The organism is Pseudomonadota bacterium (genome assembly GCA_030860485.1).
GTDB lineage: Bacteria > Pseudomonadota > Gammaproteobacteria > JACCXJ01 > JACCXJ01 > JACCXJ01.
This window is the reverse complement of record JALZID010000383.1, coordinates 1-7,037: the sequence shown is the minus strand read 5'-3', so window position 1 is coordinate 7,037 and position 7,037 is coordinate 1. Positions and strand designations below refer to the sequence as shown.

At 62.2% G+C, this 7,037-nt stretch carries 8 protein-coding genes and 1 pseudogene; all 9 read right to left on the bottom strand.

Annotation, left to right across the window (positions count from 1 at the left end; genetic code table 11):
• Window positions 1-272 (bottom strand): IS110 family transposase (locus M3461_23395; protein ID MDQ3777084.1); only part of this gene is annotated, 272 nt, incomplete at its 3' end.
• A gap of 59 nt (window positions 273-331) precedes the next feature.
• Window positions 332-439, bottom strand: a pseudogene (locus M3461_23390) (class I SAM-dependent methyltransferase).
• On the bottom strand, window positions 439-2,409 hold the full coding sequence (locus tag M3461_23385; GenBank protein ID MDQ3777083.1) for a hypothetical protein: 1,971 nt from the start codon (window positions 2,407-2,409) through the stop codon (window positions 439-441). The pseudogene M3461_23390 and the gene M3461_23385 overlap by 1 nt, the downstream one beginning before the upstream one ends.
• A gap of 290 nt (window positions 2,410-2,699) precedes the next feature.
• Entirely contained in the window at window positions 2,700-2,948 is a 249-nt protein-coding gene (locus tag M3461_23380; GenBank protein MDQ3777082.1) for a hypothetical protein, read from the bottom strand.
• Between the two features lie 129 nt (window positions 2,949-3,077).
• Window positions 3,078-3,563 (bottom strand): class I SAM-dependent methyltransferase, encoded by a 486-nt coding sequence (locus M3461_23375; protein MDQ3777081.1) that lies wholly within the window; start codon window positions 3,561-3,563, stop codon window positions 3,078-3,080.
• Window positions 3,564-4,372: 809 nt separating this feature from the next.
• Complete coding sequence (gene rplQ, locus M3461_23370; GenBank protein ID MDQ3777080.1) at window positions 4,373-4,780, bottom strand: 50S ribosomal protein L17; 408 nt, start codon at window positions 4,778-4,780, stop codon at window positions 4,373-4,375.
• 15 nt (window positions 4,781-4,795) lie between these two features.
• Window positions 4,796-5,806: a DNA-directed RNA polymerase subunit alpha gene (rpoA, locus tag M3461_23365; GenBank protein ID MDQ3777079.1), complete on the bottom strand. Its 1,011-nt coding sequence runs from the start codon at window positions 5,804-5,806 to the stop codon at window positions 4,796-4,798.
• Between the two features lie 17 nt (window positions 5,807-5,823).
• Complete coding sequence (gene rpsD / locus M3461_23360; protein ID MDQ3777078.1) at window positions 5,824-6,447, bottom strand: 30S ribosomal protein S4; 624 nt, start codon at window positions 6,445-6,447, stop codon at window positions 5,824-5,826.
• 11 nt (window positions 6,448-6,458) lie between these two features.
• Window positions 6,459-6,848: a 30S ribosomal protein S11 gene (gene rpsK, locus M3461_23355; protein ID MDQ3777077.1), complete on the bottom strand. Its 390-nt coding sequence runs from the start codon at window positions 6,846-6,848 to the stop codon at window positions 6,459-6,461.
• Window positions 6,849-7,037 lie beyond the last annotated feature (189 nt).

The following is a 7,037-nucleotide window of genomic DNA, read 5'->3' as shown; positions in this document are numbered from 1 at the left end:
AGAGTTACCAAGTAACGGTGCAACCAGAAGCCATCGCGGCCCGCCTCGTAACAGCTCACCACCTTTGCCTCGGACGAGAGGTCGAATTTCTCCTTGGCCTTCCTGATCGCTTCGACCAACTCCATACAGTGTCCCGCCTCGATCGTCTCATGCCGCCGCTTCTCACCCCCATCACTAAACACTAGTTTCCATTGCTTGTCGCTCAACTCCATCGCCATGTACAACTTCTGCTCCACTGTGTTATCTTTACTCTGTAGGGCCACTCGATTCATCTTCGCTCTCCTTTGGATTGGTTAACCAATGCGCCTAAAGGGTAGCCTGGGTGGCATCTGATCTTGTATTCGGCGAAGAATTCCGGGGCTTCTCCGGACAGCTTGATGTTCGCCGCGTGCATCGCCCGATACTCGTCGGCGAAGGCATCGACTTCGGATTCATCCATCATTCGCTCCGAACTTCAAGTTTGGAAAACAAGAGCAGCCGATCCGGGTCGGCCGGGGCAACCATTTTCGCCGAAAGGCTCAGGCAGATGTTCGGCTTCCGCGCTGGATACGTGAACTCGAGATCGATGAATTCTCCCGGACGCGCTGCCGCCACAGCCAGCTTTTGGCCGTCCTGATCCGCGACTTCGAGTCGGCCCTCGCCCTCCGAGCGAAACCTGAATTTGATCCTGCGCGGAGCGGCCGGTCCGGCAAGCACGCACAGCCGCCCTTCGGGCTTGTGCATCCAGCGCACGCGGGGAAACGCCCATTGCGGATAGGGTCCCTCCTCAAGACGGAAACCGTCCAGAAGCGGAATCCCGTCGACCCTGAGCGTGGGCTCGAAGGCGGCGGAGGGCGCTAGTTTCGCGAAAACGAAATAGTGTGCCGCCGAGGTAGCCGACGAAATAAGCGTGAATCCGGAATCCCCGGCTAGCCAAGTCAGAAAAGAAGTTTGTATCAAGCCGCTCGGAAGCGAGCGGGCGTAGTCCGCTGTTAACGGGTTGGGGACCACGACATAATCGGCGCGCCGCGCGAAAGTCTTCGCGACTTCGGGGTCGGACGAACGATGCTCGTCCGAGGCATTCACCGGGAAGCCATCCCGTATCCCTAGCCAGCGCAAGCTAGATGAACTCACCGCGCCGGCGAACGAGACGTACACCTCGGCCGGTTTGGCCTTAGCATCCGCCGCTCCGACGTGAGCCTGATGCTGCCGGATCTGGGCGATTATCTTCTGGTTCCAGCTGCTGCCGATCCTGGCGTCCGTCGATCGGTGCCAATGGGTGAGCGTCGCGTTCAACCAGATGACGATCGAAAAGCCGGCGATGGCGGCGCCCATCAGCGCGACCCTTGCCGCACGGTTCAGCTGCTGGTCGAGCTCGGCGATCGCAAACACGGCGGCAAACAAAACCATGAATTGAAAGGACGAGAGAAAGAAGTCGTTCTTATGCCTGCCGAAGACGATGATGCTAAGTGAAACGAAAGCGGTAACGCATACCGCGGAGATTCGGGCGGCCGCCGCTCCGGCACCGCGCGTGATCAGCGCGGGCATGCAAACGACGAGGGCGGCGGCCGAAAATATAAGGTGGAAACCGAGCACTCGAAAGGTGAAATCACGGTCCCACAGGAAAGTTTCGAAGAGATCGAACAAGCCCAGGTCTTTCGAAAACGACCAGATGTCGGCTTGGTTTCCGCGGGTGTTGTCCCAGAAATACCGAAAGGTCTCGGGCCAGGTCAACGCGAAATACGGGGCGGCGATCAGCATGCCGGCGCCCAAAAACTGAAGCAGATGGTGCAGGTCGATCGCAGGCTTCGATAGGAAGCCGCGCCGCCGGAGGAGTTCCATGGCACCGGCCGCCCCTGCCGAAAACAAGGCGATGGCAATCGTGGCCGCAAAAAAAGACGGCTTTATGAGGAGGCAGGCACCGAGTAGATACCCTGCCCTCCGGAACAGCCTTCGATTCGCTCCGAAAACGCCTCCCCAGAACCACCAGACCATTGCAGCAGTCGCGAACCCGAGGGGAATGTCGGGTCGAAAGTCATGAATGCTGTGATAAGCGAGAGGCGAGAGCAGCACGATCGCGACAACCAGAAAAACCACCGCGTTCCGGGAATTTCTCAGTTCGTACGCGAGAAAGGCGGCAACGCCCGCCAGGACCAGCGTGTTGGAGGCGTACAGCGCCAGATCGTTGAGGCCACCGATCGCGAACGCAGCGATTGCCAACAGCGTGGCGAAGGGACTGTGCGGCGGGTTCTCGACGAAACTGCGAAAAAAAGCGAGCAGGCCGCCGTCGGCGCCTAACAAAAGCCGTTCCGCCGCATCGTTCGCATACACAACATCGTCGTACGTGAGATCTTCCGCCAGCCGTCCGCCGAGCTGACTCAATCGCAGGTAGACGATGCTCGCGAGTACCGCAAACAGGACCGCGAGCATCTCCCGGTTGTGAAGCTTGGGCCTCTCGTATTGCGTAGAAAGCTCTTTCATTGTTCACAAGATACGAATGCGGCCTTGGGGAGGACCGGAATGTGTCAACAACTTTGAGACACCAGTTGCGGGGAGTTTAGTGTGTCGAACGCTGCGTTTCCCCGGTAGGCGCGGCGTGGGTTTCGGAAGGTTCGATCTGTACCATCTTCGAGCGCATCGTGTGCGCGCACGTAGCCGAGATTCTTATCCCCCCGCCCGGCCGTTGTGCCCGGGGCGGTAGGCGTCGAGCAACAGGCGAATCAGCTGATCGGGTGGCCGGCGACGACGCGTGGACACTGCTTGAACGAGAGCCGCTCCTCCGTGGTGAGCGCCTCCTTGTAGACGGGAACGACAACGACCGCCTGCTCCAGCGCTTCATCAGCGGAACGCCGGCGTCCCGCGCCCTTGCGGTACACCAGCGTGAACCCGTTGCCTACCTTGTCGTTGCGCTCTTGCTCATCGACCAGCACGAGCGAGCTGCCGAAGATCTTCTCGATGAACGACTTCATGCCCTCCGGCGCGAAGACGTGGTAATGGCACAGTGGCCGGGCACGCCCTGCTCGGCCCGCTGCGCCTCGGTCACGCGCCCGCGGTAGTTCTCGACCGGCTGCTCCCATGTGGTGAGGGGCCGTCCGACGTCACAGAGCGCCGCGGTGCGGTGCGGCGCGATCATGAAGACGATCCCGCCGATCCGGGTAATGCGAAACCACTCGAGGAGCGGCCTTGATCGGGTCCACGCAGTGTTCGATCACATGCGACGAGAGCACGAAATCCACCGCGCCATCCGGCAGCGGAACCTCATCCGCCCTCGACTCGATATGAAGATGCGAGAAGCACCCCCACCCGCTCGAGCTGCTCGCGCTCGTAGTTCTTGTCACGCCGCCCGATGTCTCGCGTCGCCAGCCCGAACGGGTTGGTCTCCGACACGGCCCTACCTCGACGCCCTTCAGGCCGTCGAGCCACTCGTGCGCCAGCGGACTCTCACGGATCTGGTTCTCCCGCCCGGTCTTCTGCGGCACCAACACATGCTTGTTGTAGAGCGGCAGGAGATAGCGATACGCGAACCGGTTCTCGAAGAGGAGGTCCCGGTAATCATTACGCTTCTCGTACAAGTAGGCAAACATCGATGTCGTTAGCCGCTCCCGCACGGGCGGCAGTATACACGCGCTGCGGCACGCGATAGTACGCGGTCGTCTTGATTGCCAAGATCCTCACCCATCTCGGCTTGCCGGCCAGAGCACCGCCCCGCTCACCGGCGCGGCGGGCCGACGGCCCGCGTAGTCGTCTCGGACAATGTGTTCGAGGGCCGCGGGATCGAACTGTACCGCGCGAGCGACGCGACGATCCCCGGTAATACGTTCGCCGCCACGATGGAGAGCGGCTACGGCGTGATCAACTCCGGGAACTCCCTCGAGCGTGTCGTGATCTCGAACAACTCGATCCGGGGGGTCAGGGTTCGCCGGAAGTGCGATCCGCCTCCTCCACCAGTCCGGGCAGTCGCCGGGCCGGCTCGTGATCTCGGGGAACGTGATGACAAACGACACCGCGGGGCGGCGGCATCACCATCGAGTCGGTCGAGAACGTGACCGTCAGTGACAACGATCTGCTGTGGACGGTGCCCGCCAAGAACGCCGCCGGGATCTCGATCCGCCCGGTGCTCCGACCCATCGATGGCGTGATGATCGCGAACTAACGGGATCAAGGGCTCGCTGCTCGCCGCCGTCTACCTGGGCGCGTCGCCACAGACCTTCCGGGCGGTGCCATCGTCGGCAACATGGCGCGCGGCCCGGTCGCCGGGCTGCGGTGCGACAACCCGTTGCTGTTCGAACCGATCGTCTACGACTGGAACCACTGGGATACAGGCCCATCGTCCTCGGTCCCGCTCACGGAATCGCGCCCGTGAAGGGCCTCGACGGCGCGCGGGTCCACGCCCTCAGGTTCGGGCCGGCGCGGCCTGCCCCCCTTTGTTACCGCTGTCCTCGCGCGGGCGGTCGACCAGCTCCACGAAGGCCATGGGCGCCCGATCCCCCGGGCGAAAGCCGCATTTCAAGATGCGGAGATAGCCACCGGGCCGCTCCCGGTAGCGCGGTCCGAGCTCGCGGAACAACTTGGCCACCACCTCCTGGTCGCGCAGCCGCGCGAAGGCCAGCCGGCGCTTGGCGACGCTGTCTTGCTTCGCGAGTGTGATCAAGGGCTCGGCGGTCCGCCGCAGCTCCTTGGCCTTGGGCAGGGTGGTCTTGATGGCCTCGTACCGAAACAGTGACACCGCCATGCTCTGCAGCGTCGCCTTGCGATGGCTGCTGTCGCGGCTGAGCTGCCGCCCGCTATTCAAATGGCGCATGGGGATCCCCCCAACCTAAGCCTGGACCTGCTGATCCTGCCGGTGTAGCCCCGGCGGCGGCCAGTTGGTGAGCCGCATCCCCAGCGAGAGACCGCGCGTGGCGAGAACGCCTTTGATCTCCGTCAGCGATTTCTTGCCGAGGTTGGGGGTCCTCATGAGCTCCACCTCGGTGCGCTGGATCAGGTCCCCTACAAAATAGATGTTCTCGGCCTTGAGACAATTGGCGGAACGCACGGTGAGCTCCAGGTCGTCGATGGAACGCAACAGGATGGGATCGAGGTCCAGCTCTCGCGCCGTGACCTGTAAAGGCTCGGCCCCGGCCAGGTCCAGGAACACCGCTAGTTGCCCTTGCAGGATATGAGCGGCATCCCGGATGGCCTTCTGCGGCTCCATGGCCCCATTGGTCTCGACCTCCATGATGAGCTTGTCGAGGTCCGTGCGCTGTTCGACACGCGCATTCTGGACCTCGTAGGCCACGCGCCGGACCGGGCTGAACGAGGCGTCCAATCTCAAACGGCCGATGGTACGTTCCTGTCCTTCCTCGCCGGCGCTCGCGCCAATCGTGGCCGGGGCGTAGCCACGGCTGCGCGTCAGCTTGAGGGTCAGGTGCAGCTCACCGGACTCCATCAAGGTCGCGATGTGGTGGCCTGGGTTGACGATCTCGACGTCGTGGTCGAGGGTCACGTCACCCGCCAGGACGGCGCCACTGCCTTTCTTGTTGAGGGTCAGGACGGCCTCGTCTTTCGCGTGCATGCGTATGGCGATGCCCTTGAGGTTCAACAGGATATCCGTGACGTCCTCCTGCACGCCGGGGATGGTCGTGTATTCGTGCAGGACGTTTTCGATCGTGACCTCGGTCACCGCGCAGCCCGGGAGGGAAGACAACAGGACCCGGCGCAGGGCGTTTCCCAGGGTATGGCCGAAACCGCGGTCCAGGGGCTCGAGCGTGATGCGGGCGCACCGCGGTCCGATGCTCTGCACCTCGATCTGATGCGGGCTCAATAAATTCGTTGGGTTCGCCAACATTGCGATCCTCCGCTCGGCTACTTGGAATACAGGGCCACGACGAGGGACTCGTTGATATCCGGGGGCAGATCGCCACGCTCGGGTACGTATTTCAAGACCCCTTGCATCTTCTTGGCGTCCACATCGACCCAATCCGGAAACCCGTACTGCTCGGCGACGGTCAAGGCATCCTGTATCCGGACCTGCTTCTGGCTCTTCTGGCGAACGGCCACGATGTCGTTGGCGCGGACCTGATAGGAGGGGATGCTCACCACCTTGCCGTTGACCGTGATCCCCTTATGCCCGACCAGCTGCCGGGCCTCGGCGCGCGTGCACCCGAAGCCCATGCGATAGGTGACGTTGTCGAGGCGCGATTCCAGGATCTTGAGCAGGTTTTCCCCGGTCCCGCCCTTGCGCCGCGCCGCCTGCTCGTAATAGCGGCGAAACTGTCGTTCCAGGACACCATAGGTGAAACGGAGCTTCTGCTTTTCACGCAGTTGCAACGCATAATCCGACACCCGGCGCTGGCGAGTCTCCCCGTGCTGCCCGGGCGCCTTTTCCCAGTGGCATTTGGACTCCAGGGGACGCGCCCGGCTCTTTAAGAAGAGATCGACGCCGTGGCGGCGGCTCTGCTTGCATTTCGGTCCAGTGTACTTGGCCATGGTGGTCCTGCCTAAACGCGGCGCCGCTTCGGCGGGCGGCAGCCATTGTGGGGGATGGGCGTCGCGTCGGTGATGTTCGTCACCTTGAATCCCGACCCGTTGAGGGCCCGCACCGCCGATTCCCTTCCCGGACCGGGGCCCTTGACGAACACATCGAGGCTCTGGATCCCGAACTCCTGCACGGCCGCCGTGACCTTCTCGGCCGCCACCTGGGCCGCGAACGGGGTGCTCTTGCGCGAGCCCCGAAAGCCGCTCGCCCCGGCCGTCGCCCAGGCCAGCGTGTTCCCCTGCTTGTCGGTAATGGTGATGATGGTGTTGTTGAAGGAGGCGTGGATGTGTGCAACCGCATCGACAACCGTTTTTTTGACCCGCTTGTGGGGGCGTTTGGACTTGTTGGCCATGAAAACTCTCTTTATGTTTACTTAAACTTCTCTTTAATATTTACTTAAACTTCTCTTTATATTTATGGCTCTTCGGGACAATTTGTGGGTGGTTGCGAGCCTGTGAGGGGCATGGGTGCCTGTGGACTTGTGGATAACATCCCTGTTACCCACAGGGCCCACAGGCCAAGCTGGGGATCTGTGGACAAC